Raw genomic sequence first — 21,592 nt, 5'->3', positions numbered from 1 at the left:
ATCTGAGCCTTTGCCATAGATGACTCACGTACACATTATCTTTATTACCTGCTAGGAAGCTTCAAGCCTCGACGCTCAAGGATTTGCCGCACTTCTGGGCTGGGGGTGTAGTTATAACCGTAGGAGGAGTTCTGAGAGTCATCCATGATTTGCGGTGTGAGCAACACAATTACCTCATTACGCTGGTTGGATCTGTTTGTACTTCTAAAGAGCGAACCAATAAGGGGAAGATCACCCAAAATGGGAATCTTGGAGACAGTTGTCCGATCTGTGTCTTGAATGATACCTGAAAGAATGAGTGTTTGACCATCTCGCAGGCGAATCAAGCCAGAATTAAGAGAGCGTTCAGATACCAAGAATATTTGTTGGGTACCACCTCCTCCCACATTGATCGTAGCTGGAGCTTGGGGTGCTTTGACCACAGGAGCTACCGATAGAGAGACAAAACCGTTATCGTCAATCCGCTCAATTTTGACAGCTAGGGTTAAACCTACTCGGTCTTTTTCGGCTGAAATCGTTTCTGTAGCCAGATTCGCATCCCGAACGATTTCCCTTTTAATATTCCCTACCACTTCCTGAGTCAGGTTAACATTAGCCGTTTGACCTTCTTGCACAATTAACGTCGGGTCTGTCAAAATCTTGGCGTTGCCATTTGTAATTTGAGCCTGCAAGCTAGCGAGAAGACGTTTAGGGAACTGGAATAAAGTTGGCAAAGATGCAGTAGCTGAACCAAGGGTACCTCGTGCAATACTTGATGTGCCATCGGCGTTCCTTGTAATGACGTTATCGGTTGCTGGCGTAATATTAGTGAAACCTGGTTGTAGGGGATTGCCAGTAGGCGCAACAGGTTGATAAAATATCCCACTTCCTGAATTTTGAACTTGAAAGAGATTGCCATTCGCGTCCACTACAGTCGTACCTGGGGTAGTTCCTGGAATAGCTACGCCTGTATTGGGGTCAAAGAAAGGCGTTCCCGTAATGGGATTCTGGATGACCGGTGTACTAGTCACACTGCTCGATGCTTCAGCTCTAGTCGCAGGTCTTGAACCGCCGAAATTTAGAGATGCGGCACCGCCATCACTAGTAAAGTAGTTGTTGCCAACCCCAAAGGAAAAGCTAGTGTTGTAGTCTTGGGTATTCAAGAGGTTAACATCGATAATCTTGACGTTAACTACCACTTGACGACGGCGGATATCAAGCTGAGTTAGTTGAGCCATCGCCATCTCAACTAGCCTGGGAGAACCAATCAAGGTTAGAGAATTAGTCCGCTCATCTCCTAATGCCTGTAAACCTCTCAGTAATGGGCTAGAGTCTGTAAAACTAACGCGTTGAGTTTCAACTTTGGTTTCTGTAGTCGTCTGAGTTTGCGTAATAGGCGCAACTCCAGTACCCACGGGTACGGCATTAACACTAGTAACTTGTCGTTCGCGGCTGACCGCACTTTCTGCCCCCAAGCCGACCAAAAAGTTTAGGGCGACTCCCACTGATACCTGATTGAGTCGCAGGCTACGCATAATCATGTCACGGGTCGCATTAGGTAGTTTAGCTCCAACAAAAACTGTACGACCACTGCGATTAGCTTCTAGACCACTCAAGCGTAAGACGTAGTTAAACACATCTTGCACTGGCTCGTTTTCTATATCTAAAGAGATTGTTTGAGAGCTTGCTGGTGCAGCACTACCTGCTGGTGCTGCGGTACCTTGCTGACCTCCAGCAGCTTGCTCACCTCCCACGTAAGCCAAGTTGAGATTAGCAGCACGGGCAAGCAATGACAAAACCTCACGCACCGGCGCATCTCGCAATACTAAGCGGGGTACACGTTCCTGAGTTCCTAAGTCAATGCTGCTAGGAGAAGCATCGGTAGCGGAAATAGCAATATCTCCCACTGGTGGGGCGATCGCTCTAGGTAAGAAAGGTGGACCCTGACTCATCGGTTGACCTGGCCCAGCAGGTTGTGCAGGTTGTCCGTCAATCGTGACTAGCGGGTTGGGAACGAGAACGCTTGGCTTTTGAAAAGTTTGGGCTGGAGTCGTAACAGGCGCTGCTGTGGATGTTAGCCCTGTTGGCGTTGGTACTGATACTGTAGTGCCTGCGGATGGGCTAAAGCTGAGTGTAATTCCATTTTGCGATCGCACCACGGGTTGATTGCTAGGTGTGTTATTGCTGCCAGTTACCGTCACGCGGACACTATTGGCATCAAGCTGACTAACCTCAACAGACGCAATTCCTGGTGCTGGGCTATCTTGACGAAAACTCTTACCTTGTGGTAATCGTAATTGAGTATTGATAATATCTGCGACTAAAGCCTTGCCTCTTTTTGTAGTGAAAACTTGGGGGCGTGACCCTGAAGAAGTTTTCAAAACAACCTTAATTCCACCATCAACTGGATTTAATTGGACATCAGTAATTTTACTAATTTGTGCCCAAACTGGTTGGGCTGCCAAAAATACAAAAGCGGTAGCACCCAATATAAAACTATAACCGTGAAGCTGTTTCACACTTCATTCCTCACACTATAAAACCTTGTTTACAAACAATTTTGAGTAGTTCGCCATGAGTGCTGAGTTTTAGAAGTTAGGAGTTAGGAGTTAGGAGTTAGGAATGAAGAATGAGGAATGATAACTCACAATTCATAAGGGATTTGCAACAAATAAATTATCCAATCTTGTGGGGTGGGCATCTTGCCCGCCTTTGGCTATGGGCGGGCAAGATGCCCCACCTCACAAGAAGTAGTTGAGTATTTTTTTATTTGGAAATCCTTAACTCCTAACTCCCAACTTCTAACTCCCAACTTCTAACTCCCAACTTCTAACTCCCAACTCCTAACTTTTAACTACTTTTTCGGGACAACTGGGGCAACTGGTGCAACTGGGGCAGCTTTCGCTGCTGCTGCGGCTATTTCTTCTGGACTAAGTGGCATCAATAGCTGTAATTGGAATGATGTATTAATCGCTGCTGGTCCTACTAGCATCGGCGTTTTATCTAATGGGGTTCTTGACTCTACTGGAGCCAAAATTACTTGATAATCTCTAACTATTAACAAAGGCTGCAAACGCTCAATGTTACGAATTATCGATTGTGTTTGTTCATAAGTTCCTGTAATTTCCGCATTGATGCTGCTGCGTTGCAGCTTGCCGTCAACTAGTAGTCCTAGACTTCCATCGATAATCGGTTCTGGTTTTTGGGAAACTGGCACAAATTTTTTCAGTTTCGCTCTCACTCCATTAATAGAAGTTGGAGTATTCCCAGACTCAACTAAACGGTTCACATCCAACAGCAATGTATCCAAGGTTTTTTCGTTAGCAAATAAACCTAAAACCTGAACATTTTGCTGCTTTGCCTGTGCTAGCTCGTCTTTAACTTGACCAATCTGTTTGATACTGGCTTTTTTCTGATCAACTTGCGCTTGCAGTTCGGTGTTTTTGGCTTGCTGTTGCTGATAGCTTTCCCAAGCTGGCATCAGCAGGTTTAAGAATATATAACCTGCTCCCGCTATACCAATTACTCCTACCAAAATCCCAATAATTTTTGGTGTGAAGGCAATACCAAAGATCACGGGTAAGGCTGGCGTTGCCTCCTCGAATTCCCCACCATGTTCGGCAAAATTTAAATCATCACTCAGCGTCATTTTGGAATGACTCCTATTTTTTGCATACTACGAATTCGAGTCACTAACCCCACTGTGCCTTTTTTTTCTAACTCCCGGATTAATTCCGAAGCTGGAACATCGCTCATGATCGATTGAATCGTGTATTTAACTACTTGGGGTGGCTTAATTGTTACACCAGTATTAGATTGACCCGCATCTGGGGTTAAGGGAGCATCTACTAAGGTTGCCGTCAGAATTCTGCTTTCTGTGGACTTCAAGAACTGAGATTGTTGTAAAATCAATAAGAAATCATTGACATCGTTAAAAGAACGAGCCAATCCGGTAATTTCTAATCCCCCGGCGGGATTGCTTGGTGGCTGACCTACCACTGCCGCAACAGGTGGGATTTGCTTGATGGTTTCGATTTGCACTGCTGCTGGGGTGCGATCGCGCAAATCTTGCAGCATTGCTGACCAAGGACGAATCTGGTCAAATACACTGACTAAAGCTTGGGTTTGCGCTTTAATTGCATTTGTTTCCGCTTTGATTTTGTTAATATTTCCGATTTCTGTATCTAACTTCTTGCTTTCTTGATCTAGTTTTCCTGCGTTCGCCTCTAATTCCCCAATTTTCCCTTGCAAAAACCAGCAACTAACTCCCAATAAAACTGGAAGACCTACACCTAGTCCAACTCCCACATACACTGGTGTCAAATTCCCCGTAGGAAACTTTAGACCTATTCCTCCTTTTCTCTCAGGCTTTTTCTGGTATGCTGGGCGGTCTTTAAGAAAATTAACATCTAGGCTGTACATTCTGTTACACCTCCCGCATTCCTAGACCAAGTACGATCGCCAAGCCAGAGCGTTGTACCTGTGGATATTTCTCAGTGTCAACTTCCAAGGCCAAAGCCCCGATTGGATCTATTTGGGTAGTTGGCAAGCTCAATCGTTGAGTACAAAATTCATCTAGCTGTTGGAGTCCACCTCCTGGGCCAGCTAATAAAATCTGCGCTACCTCCATATTTTCACTTTGATTCAGGTAAAAATCGATAGAACGCCGCAGTTCATCCGTTAGTTCTCCCAATACTCTCAATATCGCTGCCATACCAGGATTGAGTTCGGTAACGCCAGTTTTCCCACCATCTATGGGAGTTGGGGGAATAATCATTCCGTGTAACAGTTCCATATCTCGTGAGGTGGGTAAGCTCATTGCCCTTGCTAAAGCAGTTTGCATTTGATAAGTCCCGATTGGAACTGTGCGCGAAAATTGCGGCACTCCGTTAACGATGATCGCGATTTCTGTACTATCGAACTCGATATCAACTAGTACTGCTGCTTCTTGCGGCCCAAATTGTCGCAGTTGATCGCGAATAGTCCGAATCAGCGCAAAACTGTTAATTTCTAAAACATCGAGTTGTAATCCTGCCTGCTCGAATGTACTTATATAGGTATCGGTTATCTCCTTGCGGGTAGCAACTAGGAGTACGTGTACTTTTTCAATGCCATCCTCATCTACAAAGTAGTCAAGTTTTTGATAATCTACATCAGCCTCTTCACGAGGATAGGGTAAATACAAACCTGCTTCGTGGTTTAGCACCATTTCTCGCAGTTCTTTGTCATCTAACTCCGTTGGCATGGGTATTATCCGAACGATGGAATCTCGCCCCGGTACAGCAGTGGCAACGCGAGAAGTTTTGATTTTGCTCTCAGCTAGCGCCTGCTGGATTAATTCCGCCATTGTTGCGGGGTCGCTGATTTGACCATCGGTAACTATGCCTTCTGGAACTGGTATCGATATAAAGGTTTCTAATTTCAAGCCTTGACCTTGCTTACGTAGCTGAACTACATTTACCCGTTCGGGAGCAAGTTCAATGCCAACCCCTTTATTCGATTTGCCAAACAGACCATTGAACCTTTTGACCACAAGTTCAATGCCGGCTCCTTTATTCGCTTTGTCAAACAGACTAGTGAAGCTTTTTACCACAGTTGTGCCCGGTGGACTGCTAAATTGGAAATTTAAATGTACTAAAAGATGGATTTTGTGCTAGGTAATTTATTTAGCCTATAATCTCGACATTCTGCCTAAGCTTTTCAAACTGAACAAGCGTAAAAATACTGGGAAAATGATTCAATTACGAAAATTTAAACAATTTGTTGCTTTGGCACTGCTTGGCTTATTAACCACTTGGATTGTAAGTTGCAGCACAGGCAATGTTGGTACAAGTACGAAACAAGCTCCTTCAGGGGCGGCAACTGTTGAGTTTTGGACAATGCAACTCCAACCTCAATTTACCGACTACTTCAAAAGCCTAATTGCGAGTTTTGAATCGCAAAATCCAGGTATAAAGGTTAACTGGATTGATGTACCTTGGGCGGCGATGGAGAACAAAATTTTAACAGCTGTCTCCGCAAAAAGGCCACCTGACGTAGTTAACCTCAATCCAGGTTTCGCTTCCCAACTTGCCGGACGAAATGCCTGGTTAGATTTAGATGCAAAAGTCCCAAACGATGTACGCTCCTCCTATCTACCAAATATCTGGAAGGCAAGCACCCTCAACGGCAAGAGTTTTGGGATTCCTTGGTATCTCACCACACGGCTAACTATTTATAACACCGATTTATTAAAACAGGCAGGTATCAATAAACCACCCGCAACCTACGCAGAATTGGCACAAGCAGCCCAACAAATTAAAGATAAGACGGGGAAATATGCCTTTTTTGTGACTTTCGTACCGCAAGATTCCGGAGAAGTGCTGGAATCTTTCGTGCAAATGGGGGTCACTTTAATAGATGCTGATGGGAAAGCGGCGTTTAATTCAGCACAAGGGAAAGCAGCGTTTCAGTATTGGGTAGATTTGTATAAAAAAGGCTTGCTTCCTAAAGAAGTTTTGACGCAAGGACATCGCCAGGCGATTGATTTATATCAATCTGGAGAGACTGCGTTTCTAGCTTCTGGGCCAGAGTTTCTGAAAACGATCGCTAATAATGCCCCAAAAATTGCTCAAGCTTCGGGAATAGCACCCCAACTGACTGGTGACACAGGCAAAAAAAATGTCGCGGTGATGAACATAGTTATTCCCCGCGATAGCAAACAACCAGACGGCGCTGTGAAATTTGCTTTATTTGTCACCAATGACGAAAATCAGTTAGCCTTTGCTAAAGCGGCAAATGTCTTACCTTCTACAGTCAAAGCTTTGTCTGATAGTTACTTTAAAGATGTTCCGGCTAATGCTTCAACAGTAGAAAAAGCGCGAGTTATCAGTGCTAAAGAACTGGAACACGCAGAAATATTAACCCCGACTTTGAAGGATTTCAACAAACTGCAAAAGGCAGTTTACGAGAACTTGCAAGGAGCAATGTTAGGGCAAAAGACTGTAGATAAAGCTGTAGAGGATGCGGCGCAGGAGTGGGATCAAAGATAAATTTGGGCATTACTCCCTACTTGCTCTTTGTAAAAAATCTCCGACTAAATAAAGGGAACCACACAAAACAATTAAATCGTCTGTGGTGGCGGTTGAGGTTGTGGCTTCTAATGCTGTGAATAAATCTGGATGTATTTGGCGATCGCTTAATTCTGGACAGAGGCTATATGCTAGGTTTGCTAATTCCTGTAAATCGGCAGAAGTTCTACCCGGCCAAGGTTCTACTGGTATTGGTACTAAAAAAAGGCGATCGCCTGGCCGCAGTAAGGCGGCAAAAATATCAGTATGATCCTTATCGGAAAACATTCCCATAACCCAATTTATGGGCTTGTGATTAACTGCGTCTAAGCTATCGACATAATCGCGCAGAACTTGAGCGGCGGCGGTATTATGTGCGCCATCAAGTAATAATTTATGGTTTTTCCAAGTAGTCCATTGCATCCGCCCCGGCCATTGGGTTTTTGCCATGCCGTTAATTATGGCTTCTTCAGAAATCTGCCAACCTGATTGTTGGAGAATTTCTAAAGCAGCTAAAGCCAAAGCTGAATTAGTTAATTGAATCTGTCCCGCTAACGCCAACGGATATTTAATTAAATTAGAATTTTGAATTGTTTGATATTCTGCCCATCCTGGATTTGTTTGACGGGCGGGTTGAGGTGTAAAAATCGGGCATTCTAATTCTAAAGCACGCGATCGCACAACTTTCTCTGCATCCGGTGGCAATGTTCCAACCACAACGGCACATCCAGGTTTGAGAATACCTGCTTTTTCTCTAGCAATGTCAGCGATATTGGGGCCAAGTTGCTGCCAGTGTTCCCGGCTGATGGAAGTAATGATCGTAACTAGCGGTTCCAAGCAGACATTTGTAGCATCTAAGCGCCCTCCTAGTCCGACTTCTACCACAGCCACATCGACTTGCTGCTGGGCAAAATATAACCAAGCTGCTGCGGTAATTACTTCAAACTGAGTTGCGGAATCGTCACCAGCCCGAATTGCCGCTTGGACTTTTTCTAATAATTGACTCAATTCCTCAGAGGAAATTGGTTGTTCATTCAGACAAATACGTTCGTTCCAATCAACTAAATGGGGGGAAGTGTAGCGTCCTGTACGATAACCAGCCTCAGTAAGTACTGAGGAAAGATAGGCACAGACTGAACCTTTACCATTAGTGCCAGCAACATGAATTACCGGGATTTGGTGATGGGGATTGCCGAGATTTGCCAATAGATTCACAATGCGATCGAGTCCCAAATGGACACCAAAGCGTTGCAGGGGTTGTATTACAGAATCGATATCCACAGAAGGGGCAGTGGGGAATGGGGGACGACTGAAAAATGACAAATAAAACCGACTGCCTCTGTGAAGAGAAACAGCCGGTTGAAGATCGATGATATTCAGCCGAATTTAGGCTTCCTTATCCCAAAAGCCTTGAATTTGTCTTAAAGCCGCAGCACCAATATTAAATACTGCCCAGCTAGCAGCAATGGCTACTGGTGCTAAAACGATCGCTATACGGTAATCGATATCCATATCTAGAAACCCTCTTTTAAGTAGAAATTAAAGTTTTGTCAACTGTCCTCATTTTTATTTTTAGCTGAAGTGGGCAATTTTTCGCAACCTATATGTAAAGAATCTTTAAATTATTGGGCATTGGGCATTAGGCATTGAGCAAAACAGTTGCTCTTTTCCGTTAGCGGATAGCTAACAGTACTCAAAACTCCCCACTCCCTAAGACTTGCGAAAACCGATATCAGTACCGTTACCAGCATGAACTAAAGCTAACTTTTGGTAACGTTTAGCGTGTTCAATGAGTTCTGCGGCTTCAACGTCTGTTACTTCTCGTAACACTTTTCCAGGAATACCGACAACTAGGGATAAAGGCGGTATATTTTTAGTTACTACTGCGCCAGCACCAATAATGCTACCAGCGCCCACTCGTACCCCGTCTAAAATCACTGCGCCAATGCCAATCAAACTTCCACGTTCAATATAAGCGGAATGTACTACAGCGCGATGCCCTACAGTAACATGATCTTCTAAAATTGTCGGAAAACCAGGATCACCATGTAGAATTGCACCATCCTGAATATTTGTACATTCGCCAATTTCAATCCGTTCAACATCTCCTCTTACCACTGCTCCATACCAAATGCTCACACCTGCTGCTATATTTACCGAACCGATAACAACAGCATTGGCTGCGATGAAGGCCGCTTGAGAAAAATCAGGAGATGTCCAGTAAGAAGGGGTAGACACGATAGAATATGAATATGGTACCCAGGAACACTGGAGAAACTCCAACCTTTGAGGCTGGTTGCACAACCAGGATATCACAGCGTCAAGCCTCTAGGCTGAGGAAAAGACTAGTGAACAATGTTCCTGCCGCAACCCCCTGTCTGTGCAGCAGTGAGCAAGTAACCCAAAGTTGTAGAGCCGAAGTGTATAATCAAACCCACTCGCGCTGGTGAAGACAAAATTATGTTTGTACGCACTTCATGATGAATCCAGGCTTGCAGTACCCGATGTTTGGGCCGGAAATACAGTGTCCCCATTGTCGCCAGACTATTCCGGCGCTGACATTAACAGATACCTATTTGTGTACGCGTCATGGCGCGTTTGAAGCTAATCCTAAAAATGGAGAGTTAATCCATTTGCAATCGGGGCGTCATTGGCGGAGGTGGAATAATGAATGGTATAGACAGCATACTCATCCCGATGGTATTCGCTTTGAAATTCACGAAGCATTAGACAAGCTTTATACCCAAGGCTATCGAGCAACAAAGGTGATTATTGCTCAACGCTATCAGGAATTGATGAGTGGCTACTTAGAACGCAGCACACCTTGGCGTTCTGGAGTGCCGGAAGCTACTGCGGCACGTTTGTATGGCTTACCCGTGGAGTTTAGCCCCGATACCTCAGAAGATCCCTGTTGGGAAGTGATTAATTTTGACTTGGAAAAAGAGCCTGGCGTCCCTGTACGCTATCCTTATTTCAGGTTATTTGAGTAATGGTCATTAGTCATTAGTCAAATAACTAATGACTAATGACTAATGACTAATGAATAATTATGCACCACGCTTCTATTCGGACTGCGAATATTCATCGAGCGATCGCTTTCTACGAACATTTAGGTTTTACAATTTCGGAACGCTTTACTACAGGCTACACTCTAGCTTGCTGGATGGAAGGATTGGGCGGCAGAATTGAACTGATCCAAATCCCCGAACCAAAACGAGCCCCAGATGCCTTTGCTGACGAACATTATGTGGGATATTATCATCTCTCGTTCGATTTAACTGAGATTACACCAGATTTGCCTAGCTGGTTGACAAGTTTACAAGAACGTGTATCACTAGCTGCTGAGAGTCAATCCGAAGAATTACAACCGTTGAAGGTACTTTTAGAACCGACACAACAGCAAATAGGCGATCGCATTTACGAAGTAGCTTTCATCGCCGATACCGATGGTTTACCTCTGGAATTCATTCGGGTTTTAGCAAAACTCCCATAATTTAGCTTTTGTTATTACATTTTTCAGCTAAACATATCATGCTGTAGAGGCACAGAAAAAGCTCATTGGTGTCAACTTAAGCTAAACCCCTTTAAAACCTCGTTTCTAGCCTCTGGCTGGAAATGCACCTCATTGCGGCTCTGCCGCGAGTCAGGAAGGCGGAGCCTTCCAGTAGGCATTCCCAGTCTCCGACTGGGAACGAGGCACTTACAGCGATTTTTAGCTAAACAGACCATGCTGTAGGGGCAATTCATGTAGCTTTAGCTGACCGCAGGGTATTGCCCCTACAAGATGTGGTTAAAATAAATGAAAACTATGGATTTTCTAGATTGTATAAATATCCCTTGCCGTTATTACTTTTAAGCTTATGGCTAGTAGCAGTTTTTTGTTGAGCGATTAACCTGCTCATAGCGAATATGGAACTACATTTAACAAAGAAAAATACTACTCAACCTTGCTAGCAAAAACAATAATGCCCTCAACACTGACAGAAAATGTCCGCAAAACAGTGCTGGAGAATGGTCTAACTGTCCTGACAAAGGAAGTGCATACTGCGCCAGTAGTGACGGTGCAGGTGTGGTATAAGGTTGGCTCACGCAACGAAGAACCGGGCGTGAATGGCATTGCCCACCAGTTGGAACACATGATGTTTAAAGGGACAAAAAATCGTCCGATTCAATTTGGACGTTTGTTTAGTGCTTTAGGTAGTGATTCTAATGCTTTCACCAGCTATGACCAAACTGCATATTACGGTACTGTGGAACGAAACAAGCTAAAAGCGCTCTTAGTGCTGGAAGCAGACAGAATGCAAAATTCCCAGATTGAGCCGGAACAACTGGCGAGTGAGAAGCGGGTAGTAATTTCGGAGTTGCAGGGTTACGAAAATAGTCCAGAATATCGCCTCAACCGCGCCCTCATGCAGGCGGTGTTTCCCAATCATGCTTATGGGTTGCCTGTAGGTGGCACCAAAGCTGATGTCGAGAAATTTCAAGTTGAACAGGTAGAAAAATATTACCGCGATTTTTACAGCCCCGATAATGCCGTCTTAGTGATTGTTGGAGATTTTCAAACTGCAAATACCCTCGAAACAGTTAAAGAAGTATTTGGCGAACTACCAAAGAACAGTGCTGAGAAACGAGTGCTGAGTGCTGAGTCAAAAGCCTCACTCAGCACTCAGCACGGGCTAAACCATAGCTATCCGCTAACAGCACTCAGCACTCCCATAATATTGCGAGAACCGGGAGCAGGGCGGCTGTTACAAGTTGTGTATCCGCTACCGGATGCAAATCAACCGGATGTGCCGGCGCTGGATGTGATGGATTACATCTTTACAGAGGGACGGAATTCGAGACTTTATCAGGCATTAGTGGAGTCAGGTTTAGCTAATGAAGTCACAGCATCTATTACCAGTTTGCGAGAATCTGGCTGGTATGAGGTGTTGGTAACGGCTGGTTCTAAACAAGATTTGAAAAAAATTGACTCAGTGTTGAGTAGCGCGATCGCCAATGTAGCAGAAAAAGGCGTGACATCTGAGGAAGTAGAACAAGCCAAAACCCAATTAATAGCAGATGTAATTTTGAGTAACCGTGATATCACCTCTCAAGCAATGCGATTGGGACATGATCAAACAACTGCTGGTGATTATCACTACACAGACCGCTATTTGGCAGCTGTCCGTCTGGTGAAGCCGACGGATGTTGTCGCTGTGATTAACAAATACCTGAGAAAAGAAGCCCGGACAGTAGGCTTTTTTGAACCAACCCAGAAGCAGGTAATAGAGGTTGGTGATAAACCAGACTCAGCCCAAACTACAGAGAATTTCTCTCCTGTAGCACCTGTGCTTCTGTCTGAGGTGATGAAGTACTTACCACCTGTAGATTCAGCTACAGATGCGTTGCTTGCCGTCGTTGGCATTAGCGTTCGTGTAGGGAGTCATAAAGCGTCAGCCTCTGGTAGAGAAGACATCGCCCAAGTATTACCAAAGCAATTTAAATTGACCAACGGACTGCGGATATTACTGTTAAGAGATAATAGTACTCCCACCGTTACCCTGAGCGGACATATTCAAGCGGGGACGGAATTTGATCCAGATAATCAAGCTGGACTGGCTGCTTTTGTAGCAGCAAATTTGCTCAATGGCACTAATAGCAAGGATGTCTTAACTATTGCCAAAGTCTTGGCAAAACGAGGGGCGAGTCTAGACTTTCAAGCATATAGCGAAGGTGTGCATATTGAGGGTGATAGTTTAGCAGAGGATTTGCCGATACTCGTTGAGGTATTGGCAGATGTTGTTAAAAATTGTACCTTTCCAGTCAAAGATTTGGAACTGCATCGCCAACAAACTTTAACTGATCTGCAACAGGAATTAGATGAGCCATCAGAAGTAGCCAGAAGAATATTTGTTCAGTCAATTTACCCGAAAAAACATCCTTTACACACCTTTCCCACAGAGGAGAGTTTACATCAGATTCAGCGCCAGGATGTGATTGATTTCAAAGCTAAACATTATCGTCCAGATACGACTGTGCTAGCGCTGGTAGGAGATTTTGATCTAGACATTGTGCGATCGCTCCTTCAAAATGAGTTTGGTAACTGGGAAGTTCGTGGCGAAGCACCAACATTAAAATATCCCACGGTGCCAATACTGGAGAAAATAGTCAGTCTCAACCCAGTCTTACCAGGTAAAGCCCAAGCTGTTACTTATATGGGTTGCACAAGTATTAACCGTTATGATCATCGGTTTCACGCAGCCTTAGTATTGAACCAGATTTTGGGAGGAGATACATTATCTAGTAGACTGGGTGCAGAAGTGCGCGATCGCCAAGGTTTGAGCTATGGAATTTATAGCTACTTCCAAGCTCTTAAGAATGCCGGGACATTTTTGATTGAGATGCAGACTAGTCCAGAAGATAGCACCAAAGCGATCGCTAGCACCCGCCAAATGTTACAGCAAATCCATCAGCAAGGCGTCACCGCACTAGAAGTAGAAACAGCTAAACGCACCCTCATCAGCAACTACAACGTTTCCCTGGCCAACCCAGAGGAATTAACAGATAGAATTCTGATGAATGAGGTATATGGATTAGATAAAGTAGAATTGCACTCTTTCACTGATAAAATCCAGAAAGTTACCCTTGCCGAAGTGAATCAAGCGGCTCGTGAGTTACTCCACCCAGATCAAATTGTGGTCGTCACTGCTGGTCCATCTGTGTTAGCAGAGAAAAGTATTCGCTAACTGGGGACAAATGACAAATGACAAATGACAAATATTAATCTAGCTCATCAGGATTCACGCCTAACTGACGCAAACGTTCTGTTAATTGTTCTGCCTTTTGTTTAGCCGTAGCCGCTTCTTGTTTAGCCGTAGCCGCTTCTTGTTTGGCCGTAGCCGCTTCTTGTTTGGCCATAGCCGCTTCTTCTGTGGGTACTGGAATTAATTCTCCTGCTAAGGTAAACCACCTTAACCACAACTTAGGAATATCTTGAAATGACCCCTGCCATAATCCCAAACTTAAACCCAACTCTGGCATTGGTAAACGTCCCTGAGTCAAATTCATCGGTTCATAATGACCGCCTGCTAGCTGAAAAGCTTGGAGTTCATCAGTGTAGCGACTAAAAACAATATAGTAGGGAATCCGCAGAATTCCTTCATAAACTTCCCATTTGCTGGGAGGTTTATCGGCTGCGTTTTTTTTCATACCTAAATCTTCCGCTTCTGTACCTGGAGATAATAATTCCACTACCACAAAAGGATTTGCTGGTTCTTGCCAAGTTACATAACTTAAACGCAAGTCCTCCCCTTTGTAGAGTTTTGATACTCCTACCACACCAAACCAATCTGGGCGCTTATACCATAAAGGATGCTGGAGATCATAGTAGAGATTTAGGTCAGCAGCGCTGTAAACTAATTCTGGATTCCAGATAGTGGGTTGAAAAGTTAAGTATAAAAGTAAAGGCTGTAAAAAGTGAAAATCGTCTGGCAAACCTGGTTCCTCTGGGTTGTCACTTGGTAAATCATACATCGTTGGTAGGGTTTCCCAAGGAGGAAGGGGAGGATCAGATTGAGGGATAAAGGGAGGAGAGGAAGTCATAAGGAATTTGGGAGGAAATTGATTAATTATATTGGTAAATGCTATCAGTTGCGGTTAACTAATCCTAGTCAACTGAAACACTATTTTCCCGCCAAAGATTTTGCCGATGGCATCTGGACGCAAAAAGTCGAAGCAGGGAAAGTACAAATTAAAGCAGCCATTCCTGAACTGGAACTCAAATCCAATACATGAGGAGTATCCGAATGTGTTATTCTATATACGTTAGCGGCTAAACTGCAAGAATCCCTATAGGGATTAAAATAACTTAAATTATAGATATTATTTCTCAAGTAATCTAGAGAAAGCATTCATCCTTCAGCAGCACAGTCACCAGTAATTATTAATTTTCTATGAACATTTTCAGTAACTTACTTTCTCAAACAACTCAGCCTGCAACTGGGAAAAAACAACGCCGAGGAATTGAAATTAAATCGCCGCGTGAAATTGAAATCATGCGGCAATCAGCCACAATTGTAGCAACTGTCCTCAAAGAAATTTCCGAGTTAGTAAAGCCAGGAATGACAACGGCTGATTTGGATGTTTATGCAGAAAAACGCATCCGCGAAATGGGTGCAACACCGAGTTTTAAAGGATATCACGGTTTTCCCGGTTCTATCTGTTCCAGCATTAACAATGAAGCTGTACATGGCATTCCTAGTCCCAAGAAAGTCATTCGCGTGGGGGATGTATTAAAAGTAGATACGGGCGCTTATTACCAAGGTTTTCATGGTGATTCTTGCATTTCAATTGCTGTCGGTGAAATAACCCAAGAAGCTGCTAAATTAATTCGCATAGCAGAAGAAGCTTTATATAAGGGCATTGAACAAGTTAAGGCGGGTGCATACCTGCTTGACTTAGCTGGAGCAATTGAAGACCATGTAAAAGTTAACGGTTTTAGTATAGTTGAAGAGTTCACGGGACACGGTGTTGGTCGTAATTTGCATGAAGAACCTTCAGTATTCAACTACCGTACCCGCGAGATGCCAAATGTTAAACTCCGTGCGGGGATGACGCTGGCAATTGAGCCAATTTTAAATGCAGGTTCTAGACACACGCGGACATTATCTGATCGTTGGACTGCTGTCACTGTGGATAATTCTTTGTCGGCTCAGTTTGAGCATACAGTGTTGGTAACGGAAACTGGTTATGAGATTTTGACTGACCGTTCTAAGGTGTAATTGTTAGTTGTTTTTAACGCATAGGCGCTTCCCCTTCCCGCAGGCTAGGTTCGCGGAGGGAAGCGCAAAGGAACGCAGAGAATATTAAACTTGTGTTGGAAATCAGGACTTAGGTGTGAAGTTTAGTTTTGGATTATCTTACTTGATGGCCGCATAGTTAGTTTTATAAAGAGGAAGTGTTTCTTTAGCTTCTATAGAGACAAATGTAGTCTCTGGAATCGCTTCTAATAAATTAATTGCTTGCTCCCATTTATCTTTTGCTTGCTGCCGAATTCGTCGTGAATGAGGTGAATTTTGTCCAACTAAATTAGCTTCTATGGCTAGTTTTTGGGCTAATTCTAAATCTGCTATACCTTTCTTTTGAATTAAGACTCTTTGACTGATAAATTTATAGTTAATCTGATAGTAAGCTAATTTATTCTTTGCCTGATCAGAAACTGATGTTTGATGAGGAATACTATCTAACAAGATTATTGCCTGATGCCATTTGTTTTGTGCTTGTTGCCAGACTTGTAGAGGATGGGGTGGATTTTGAACCAGAGAAGCAGCCTCCATACCAAGTTTTTGAGCAGATTTAAAGTTAGCGTTCGCACTTCCTTCTTGAGTTAAACTTAGACTTATCTGCTGTAATTGTTGACTTTGCTCTTTAAGTTTCCAACCTCCAAAACCTAAGATTAATAAACTGGAGGCTATAATCAAAGTCGAACGTACTATTTTTTGTGTCGAAAACTTTGGTACTATTTCTACTTGCTGGCTAATAATTGGTTCTTTACTACTTTCCTGTTCAATGTTTTTTAGGACTTGTTCTGCCTGTTCCCTTAAAGTGTCACCCTGAATAATTAGAGTAGCAATTTTTTCTTGAAAAAAATCACAATCATTAAGAATATCTGTCAATTCTTGGAATTTTCCCTGACTCGATATAATTAATTCGTGGTCATCATCTAACCACTCTAAAGCGAAGCCAGATTTACCATAAAAAGCAGACACACCTAATAAAATATTTAATAAGCTATGACTATTTTTAACAGTATTAAAACTATAAGTTAATTTTTCCTGTAACTGTAATAGCTCCTTTTGGGAATTGCTAATTTTTTGAATTTGGCGTTGTAAAATATTAGAGTTGCCAAAGTCTAAGTTTATTTTTAAGCTTTCAGCAATTACCTGAAAATTGGCGGATAGACTTGGATAGCTAATATCAGAATTGAGTTGATTGACCAACTGAATATCACTGAGAATATCAGCAGCGATTGCCTGCAAAAAGTAACCCCATTCAATCCAAGAATCAATTTTTGATTGTAAATCAGTTAATGAAATTTTAGTTTTTGAGTTGCCAAATTTTTCTGCGATCGCCGGATCTACTAATCCCACACTGGGTATAAACAAATTAGCTACTGTACCGATTCGAGGCAGTGTTGCGATCGCCGAATTTTTGATGTGATCAAATTTCAATTCCTGAGCAATTAATTTTTTAAGATTCCGTAGTTGTTCCTGAGCATTATTGATCAGGATAATTTGCTCCATGATTTGATTAGAATCGCCAATAGTCAGTTTTAGACTCGGAATCAGTGCTGGCAATTCACTCACAAGTACTTCTAGGTTAGCCATAGATACCCTTAGGGATTTGTCGAAAGTTTATCCGAAACAATTAAAATGGCTTGAATAAGACCGTAACCACACCTGTTGCATCTCAGCATCCTAGTTGATTGACAAATCTCAGGAGCCATAAAATGTATAGTTCCCAGAAATCCTGCTAAAGTAACAATTTAAGTTTTAAAATCCCAGAGAAAGACAAAATTACCCATTCACTAACGTATGAATGAAGTTGACTTAGCATTTACCCCAGCCCTAGAGTTAGCGCAATTAATCCGTCGCCGGGAAGTATCACCGCTAGAGTTGGTGGAAATATATTTAGAACGGATTGGGCAGTTGAATCCCCAATTAGGAAGTTATTTTACGGTGACGGCAGAACTAGCGATCGCAGATGCTAAAGCCAAAACAGAATTACTGACAACTACCTCAGAACTACCGCCATTTTTTGGGGTGCCAATTTCCATTAAAGACCTCAATGCTGTAGCGGGTGTTACCTGTACCTATGGAAATCCGGCATTGCTGAACAATGTCCCTAACTATGATGATGGCGTTGTGACGCGGATTAAGCAAGCTGGGTTTACTATTCTCGGTAAAACAGCCACTTCCGAATTAGGTTCATTACCTTACAGTGAACCTACGGGTTTTCCCCCAGCCAGAAATCCGTGGAATTTAGAATACACCCCTGGCGGTTCTAGTGGTGGCGCGGCGGCGGCGGTAGCAGCCGGATTGTGTGCGATCGCTCAAGGTTCTGATGGCGGTGGTTCAATTCGGGGGCCTGCGGCTTGTTGTGGTTTGGTGGGACTCAAACCATCCAGGGGCAGGGTGAGTAAAGCACCCGTAGGCGAACGTCTGGCTGGAATTGCCGCCAACGGGCCACTCGCCCGCACTGTCGCTGATGCTGCCGCCTTTTTGGATATCATCTCTGGTTATGTCACAGGCGATCCTTACTGGTTGCCAGATCCCGAACCATCATTTCTCGCCGCCACTCAGACAAAACTCAGTGCTTTGCGAATTGCCTTTGACACTAACATTTCTCCTTTGGGAGAAGCTGACGCCAACTGTCAGCAAGGTGTTCGCCAAACAGTCGAGTTATTAGAACAACTCGGCCACCAAGTTGAACAGAAATCTCCAGATTTTAGCGGTTTAATTGAACCATTTCAAATCGTCTGGCAAGCTGGGGTGGCTGCATCGGGACTTCCTGTTGAAGCCTTGCAACCAGTGAATCGCTGGCTATTTGCCCGCACAGGTTCTGTTGCCGAGTACCTGCAAGCAGTTTCTCAAATGCAGATAGTGGCACGGCAGATTGTGGCGTTTTTCGATACCGTGGATGTGCTGGTATTGCCAGTTTATCTACATTCACCGATCATGGTTGGGGAATGGGCTTCGCTGAGTCCAGAAGAAACATTCCAAAATATTATTCAATGGATTGCCCCTTGTCCGCCTGCGAATGCAACTGGACAACCTGCGATCGCAATTCCTGTAGGTTTTGATAGTAAGGGTTTACCTATCAGTGTGCAGCTAATTGGTAAACCTGCGGCTGAAGCTACCCTGATCAGCCTAGCAGCCCAATTAGAAGCGGCTAACCCTTGGATTGATCATCGTCCAGCCTTGGCAATATCAGGCTAATTGCTTTATAAAAAGACTTGATTACTTTCTCAAAATACTTAAATGCTTTTACAAAATCACCTTTGACTTACTCAAAATGACCTTTGACTTACTCATTTCAGTGTTTTCCGCAAGTCAAATGACCTTTGATTTATTCAAACCCCAGTTTGCTTACTCATTTCAGTGTTTTCCGCAAGTCAAATGACCTTTGACTTATTCAAACCCCAGTTTGCTTACTCTTTTTTGTTTAACATAGTTACGAAAGTCATTTATTGTGAGTTGATCGAGGCATTCATGATGTTCTTTGGTATAGTCACCATAACCCACCTCTAACTGGTGTAAAAATCTCAGCGTTCCTGCTACCCCTAAAGCATCAATTAGGGCTTTATATCCTTGCTGTTTAATTTCCGTTAGTTTCATTGTTTCCTTCCTCTGTTTGCAAAATATTCATTAACCAAATCGTCGGATTTTCGACTTCTATTGTTAAAATATCTTTCTCAACCTCCAAAATCTTTTTCATCCCACAGGACGGACTACACTAATCAATGTATTTGCCAACAGTTCTGCCGCCAAAATTGCTGCATGAATCCTTTGTGCTAATCTACTTCTATCTGCATCATCTGTACAAATAATAATACCAGCATGAGTGCGCTGCAAACGATGCAAGCGTTTTAAGTCTCTGCGATTTAAGGTTAAAATAACTCGCTCATTGCTACTTCCAAATGCAAGAACTTCGTCATCAGGAATTTTTAAATTAGCGTTTCCTGCTTCTTGGACAGTAAGAACATTATGCCCCAAATCACGTAAATGCTCCACAACCTGATAAGGAAACTGTTCATCTGCATACAAACGAGCCATTAGTCTTCTTCATTCTCCTTAATGGCTGTTGCGATTTCCTCTGGGTGTACAGTGGCATAAACCCAAGCGTTGGTTAAGTCAGTTGCAGATAAAGTTGGATAGTCTTTCAAAAGTTGAGCTTCGCTAATACCCAAATTTCGAGCATTAACTAATACCCAAACAGGAATACGGGTTGCTGTAATACACGCATCGCCACCACATACCCCTGGAATTTTCTCAATTCCCCGCCAAGGATTGCCTAAGCTTTGAGCTAGTATCTGAATCGCCTGTGCTTTTTCGTTTGGCGTTAAGGCAAGTAGTTCTGGTTCCAACCTTTGAAGCGTCATAGCATTACTACCAACCCATGATAAAATACTGTATTCAATATTTTAACTCACGCAACTATTGATATATCAATGAATAACTGATGAGTAAGGATTGTTCGTAGTTTGCGCTTTAGCGAAGACAGTACAGACTACGAACTTATAAAATTAAGTTGCCTGATCAATTTTTTGCACTTCTTGATCAGATAGTTTCACATTGATAGCTTGTACTGAGTCTTCAATGCTGGAAACCTTGCTAGCACCGGGAATTGGCAAAATAGCGGGGGACTTGGAACGCAACCATGCCAAGACGATATTATACACCGACACGCCTTTTTCTTTAGCTAACTGAGCGATCGCAGAAATATCTTGCAAGTTCTGATGGCGACGACTACCACCAAAGGGACTCCAAGGCAAAAAGGTCAATCCTTCCTGTTCGCAATACTTCAACACGCCGTCATTTTCTGGCTGTCGTTGCCAAGGGCTGTATTGATTCTGCACTGAGATAATGTTCACGATATCCCGCGATCGCTTAATTTGTTCAACGGAAAAGTTAGAAACTCCCACAAACCGAATCAAACCAGCTTCCACTGCTTCTTTAACTGCTGCAAGGGATTCTTCAATGGTGTAATTAGTATCGGGAGAATGGTATTGCCAAAGATCGATGGGTTTAGCACCACCCAACGCCTCAAAACTGACTCGAATTGTTTCGCGTAAATGTTCTGGGTTGCCATTACTTGTCCAGCTGCCATTGGGACGCATCAACCCGCCCTTAGTTGCCACAATTACTTGGCTAACATCGCCTTTGTAGCTAGTAAGTGCTTTGTGAATTAGCTGCTCATTGTGATGTTTCTCTGACTCATCTTTGCAGTAAGAATCGGCAGTGTCAATAAATGTAATACCCAGATCGAGGGCACGATGAATAACTTCGATTGATTGCGATTCGGGAGGGCGATTAGAAATTGACATGGGCATACCACCCAAACCGATCGCACTCACAAATATATCAGTTTTTCCTAGCTGTTTAGTTTCCATGCTTCTAGCTATAGCTTTCTGCCCCAATTATCTATCAGTTAGCCAAAGATTTTTTAGCGATTCATCATAAATCTTCCCTAGTACTTAGACTTGGTGATCAGTGAATGGGCTACGAAGGGAATACTCTACTCAGAGGTTAAGTATTCTATACACAAGTACCGATGAAAATTGTCGAGGAAACCCGTACCAAATTGCAGCTAAAGCATCGACCACTCAGCTATTGGTTTAGCGGGTGGTGCATTTTTGCTGTCTGTTTAAGCTTTTTGATTTACTGCTTAGTTTTTGATTCTGCTTCAGTTAGTCTCAGCTGCACTCGACCTTCACCAAACCAAATTAACTGTGAATTGAAGCGGTTTAATTTGCTGGGAAGCATGGAGAAACTCAAAATGTTTGATCCCCAGGAAGCATACAT

Annotated in this window: 19 protein-coding genes and 2 pseudogenes; 8 read left to right on the top strand and 13 right to left on the bottom strand. The window is 43.3% G+C overall.

Annotation, left to right across the window (positions count from 1 at the left end; all coding sequences use genetic code 11):
• Positions 1-44: 44 nt before the first annotated feature.
• The 4 genes from V7K15_RS15445 to pilM form a co-directional block, all read right to left on the bottom strand.
• The gene (locus tag V7K15_RS15445; protein WP_334906350.1) at positions 45-2,498 is read right to left on the bottom strand and encodes an AMIN domain-containing protein; all 2,454 of its coding nucleotides are present in this window, start codon (positions 2,496-2,498) and stop codon (positions 45-47) included.
• Between the two features lie 335 nt (positions 2,499-2,833).
• Positions 2,834-3,628, bottom strand: coding sequence for a pilus assembly protein PilO (locus tag V7K15_RS15440; RefSeq protein ID WP_334906349.1), 795 nt, complete (start codon positions 3,626-3,628; stop codon positions 2,834-2,836).
• Positions 3,625-4,401 (bottom strand): PilN domain-containing protein, encoded by a 777-nt coding sequence (locus tag V7K15_RS15435; RefSeq protein ID WP_334906348.1) that lies wholly within the window; start codon positions 4,399-4,401, stop codon positions 3,625-3,627. Before V7K15_RS15435 ends, V7K15_RS15440 begins: the two co-directional genes overlap by 4 nt.
• Before the next feature lie 4 nt (positions 4,402-4,405).
• Positions 4,406-5,512, bottom strand: coding sequence for a type IV pilus biogenesis protein PilM (gene pilM, locus V7K15_RS15430; RefSeq protein ID WP_334906365.1), 1,107 nt, complete (start codon positions 5,510-5,512; stop codon positions 4,406-4,408).
• Positions 5,513-5,711: 199 nt separating this feature from the next.
• Between pilM and V7K15_RS15425 the strand changes: the two genes are divergently transcribed.
• Positions 5,712-7,010 carry an ABC transporter substrate-binding protein gene (locus V7K15_RS15425; RefSeq protein WP_334906347.1) on the top strand — a complete coding sequence of 433 codons (1,299 nt, stop codon included), beginning with the start codon at positions 5,712-5,714 and terminating at the stop codon, positions 7,008-7,010.
• A gap of 9 nt (positions 7,011-7,019) precedes the next feature.
• Here V7K15_RS15425 and V7K15_RS15420 read toward each other — a convergent pair whose 3' ends face one another.
• The 3 genes from V7K15_RS15420 to V7K15_RS15410 all read right to left on the bottom strand — a co-directional run bounded on the left by V7K15_RS15420 (position 7,020) and on the right by V7K15_RS15410 (position 9,266).
• Positions 7,020-8,309 carry a bifunctional folylpolyglutamate synthase/dihydrofolate synthase gene (locus V7K15_RS15420; protein WP_334906363.1) on the bottom strand — a complete coding sequence of 430 codons (1,290 nt, stop codon included), beginning with the start codon at positions 8,307-8,309 and terminating at the stop codon, positions 7,020-7,022.
• 105 nt (positions 8,310-8,414) lie between these two features.
• Positions 8,415-8,540 (bottom strand): photosystem II protein Y, encoded by a 126-nt coding sequence (locus V7K15_RS15415; RefSeq protein WP_334906346.1) that lies wholly within the window; start codon positions 8,538-8,540, stop codon positions 8,415-8,417.
• Positions 8,541-8,738: 198 nt separating this feature from the next.
• Positions 8,739-9,266, bottom strand: a complete 528-nt coding sequence (locus V7K15_RS15410; protein WP_334906345.1) for a gamma carbonic anhydrase family protein — start codon at positions 9,264-9,266, stop codon at positions 8,739-8,741.
• 239 nt (positions 9,267-9,505) lie between these two features.
• Between V7K15_RS15410 and V7K15_RS15405 the strand changes: the two genes are divergently transcribed.
• From V7K15_RS15405 to V7K15_RS15395, 3 genes are all read left to right on the top strand, one after another.
• The gene (locus tag V7K15_RS15405; RefSeq protein ID WP_334906344.1) at positions 9,506-10,018 is read left to right on the top strand and encodes a TIGR02652 family protein; all 513 of its coding nucleotides are present in this window, start codon (positions 9,506-9,508) and stop codon (positions 10,016-10,018) included.
• 59 nt (positions 10,019-10,077) lie between these two features.
• Entirely contained in the window at positions 10,078-10,521 is a 444-nt protein-coding gene (locus V7K15_RS15400) for a VOC family protein (RefSeq protein WP_334906343.1), read from the top strand.
• Positions 10,522-10,993: 472 nt separating this feature from the next.
• The gene (locus V7K15_RS15395) at positions 10,994-13,756 is read left to right on the top strand and encodes a M16 family metallopeptidase (RefSeq protein ID WP_442949678.1); all 2,763 of its coding nucleotides are present in this window, start codon (positions 10,994-10,996) and stop codon (positions 13,754-13,756) included.
• A 34-nt stretch (positions 13,757-13,790) separates the two neighbouring features.
• Here V7K15_RS15395 and V7K15_RS15390 read toward each other — a convergent pair whose 3' ends face one another.
• Complete coding sequence (locus V7K15_RS15390; RefSeq protein WP_334906342.1) at positions 13,791-14,612, bottom strand: Uma2 family endonuclease; 822 nt, start codon at positions 14,610-14,612, stop codon at positions 13,791-13,793.
• A gap of 33 nt (positions 14,613-14,645) precedes the next feature.
• Here V7K15_RS15390 and V7K15_RS15385 point away from each other — a divergent pair.
• Together V7K15_RS15385 and map are read left to right on the top strand one after the other, a co-directional pair.
• Positions 14,646-14,792 (top strand): annotated as a pseudogene (locus V7K15_RS15385) (copper-binding protein); the annotation flags it as partial.
• Between the two features lie 170 nt (positions 14,793-14,962).
• Entirely contained in the window at positions 14,963-15,790 is an 828-nt protein-coding gene (gene map, locus V7K15_RS15380) for a type I methionyl aminopeptidase (protein WP_334906341.1), read from the top strand.
• 138 nt (positions 15,791-15,928) lie between these two features.
• Here map and V7K15_RS15375 read toward each other — a convergent pair whose 3' ends face one another.
• Positions 15,929-17,395: a hypothetical protein gene (locus tag V7K15_RS15375; RefSeq protein WP_334906340.1), complete on the bottom strand. Its 1,467-nt coding sequence runs from the start codon at positions 17,393-17,395 to the stop codon at positions 15,929-15,931.
• Positions 17,396-17,602: 207 nt separating this feature from the next.
• Here V7K15_RS15375 and V7K15_RS15370 point away from each other — a divergent pair, with 207 nt between their 5' ends.
• Positions 17,603-19,006, top strand: a complete 1,404-nt coding sequence (locus tag V7K15_RS15370; protein WP_334906339.1) for an amidase — start codon at positions 17,603-17,605, stop codon at positions 19,004-19,006.
• 192 nt (positions 19,007-19,198) lie between these two features.
• On the opposite strand, the gene V7K15_RS15365 is transcribed toward V7K15_RS15370, so the two are convergent.
• The 4 genes from V7K15_RS15365 to V7K15_RS15350 all read right to left on the bottom strand — a co-directional run bounded on the left by V7K15_RS15365 (position 19,199) and on the right by V7K15_RS15350 (position 21,180).
• Complete coding sequence (locus V7K15_RS15365; protein WP_334906338.1) at positions 19,199-19,405, bottom strand: hypothetical protein; 207 nt, start codon at positions 19,403-19,405, stop codon at positions 19,199-19,201.
• A 96-nt stretch (positions 19,406-19,501) separates the two neighbouring features.
• On the bottom strand, positions 19,502-19,843 hold the full coding sequence (locus V7K15_RS15360) for a DUF5615 family PIN-like protein (RefSeq protein ID WP_334906337.1): 342 nt from the start codon (positions 19,841-19,843) through the stop codon (positions 19,502-19,504).
• A complete protein-coding gene (locus tag V7K15_RS15355) occupies positions 19,843-20,169 on the bottom strand; it encodes a DUF433 domain-containing protein (RefSeq protein WP_334906336.1) in 327 nt (108 codons plus the stop codon). Before V7K15_RS15355 ends, V7K15_RS15360 begins: the two co-directional genes overlap by 1 nt.
• Before the next feature lie 144 nt (positions 20,170-20,313).
• Positions 20,314-21,180, bottom strand: a complete 867-nt coding sequence (locus V7K15_RS15350; RefSeq protein WP_334906335.1) for an aldo/keto reductase — start codon at positions 21,178-21,180, stop codon at positions 20,314-20,316.
• A 161-nt stretch (positions 21,181-21,341) separates the two neighbouring features.
• Here V7K15_RS15350 and V7K15_RS15345 point away from each other — a divergent pair.
• Positions 21,342-21,592 (top strand): annotated as a pseudogene (locus tag V7K15_RS15345) (hypothetical protein); the annotation flags it as partial.

It is taken from the genome of Nostoc sp. (assembly GCF_036919815.1).
Taxonomy (GTDB): Bacteria; Cyanobacteriota; Cyanobacteriia; order Cyanobacteriales; family Nostocaceae; genus Nostoc.
This window is presented reverse-complemented; position numbering and strand designations above follow the sequence as displayed.